Genomic DNA, 902 nt, shown 5'->3' on the forward strand with positions numbered 1-902 from the left:
AAGTAGGAGACCGTGTCGCTGTAGAGCCGGGTGTTACGTGCGGACGCTGTGAGGCGTGCAAAGAAGGACGCTATAATCTTTGCCCGGATGTACAGTTTTTGGCTACACCGCCGGTAGACGGTGCGTTTGTCCAATATATTAAAATGCGTCAGGACTTTGTTTTTTTAATCCCAGACTCACTTTCTTATGAAGATGCTGCTTTGATCGAGCCGTTTTCTGTCGGCATCCATGCGGCGGCCAGAACGAAGCTACAGCCCGGATCAACGATTGCGATTATGGGGATGGGCCCTGTTGGGTTAATGGCTGTTGCCGCAGCTAAAGCATTTGGGGCAGGCACAATCATTGTCACCGACTTAGAGCGGCTGCGGTTAGAAGCTGCGAAAAAAATGGGAGCGACTCACATTATTAATATACGTGAACAGGATGCACTTGAAGAGATTAAAACGATCACGAATGATAGAGGCGTTGATGTTGCTTGGGAAACAGCAGGGAATCCAGCTGCATTGCAATCCGCACTGGCTTCTGTGCGCCGGGGCGGAAAACTGGCGATTGTCGGTTTGCCTTCACAGAACGAGATTCCGCTCAACGTGCCGTTTATTGCGGATAACGAGATTGATATTTACGGGATATTCCGTTATGCCAACACGTATCCGAAGGGGATCGAATTTCTCGCTTCAGGCATTGTGGACACGAAGCATCTAGTAACGGACCAATATTCGCTGGAGCAGACGCATGAGGCGATGGAGCGGGCGCTTCAATTTAAGAATGAATGTTTAAAAGTGATGGTGTATCCAAATCGCTGAGTGAACAGGGAGGATCTTTGTATTCTCCCTCTTGTTTACTGGAAATGAAAACGGATTCTTGGGGTGGGAAATGATGATTGAAACAGAAAAAGTAACGGC

At 48.3% G+C, this 902-nt stretch carries 1 protein-coding gene; it reads left to right on the forward strand.

Features of this window, described 5'->3' with window-relative positions:
• Nucleotides 1–803, forward strand: an 803-nt coding sequence (gutB, locus tag ACWHAR_RS24575; RefSeq protein ID WP_452088119.1) for a sorbitol dehydrogenase, incomplete at its 5' end; no start/stop codon positions are given.
• Nucleotides 804–902: the final 99 nt, after the last annotated feature.

The organism is Bacillus sp. LR--39 (genome assembly GCF_053613335.1).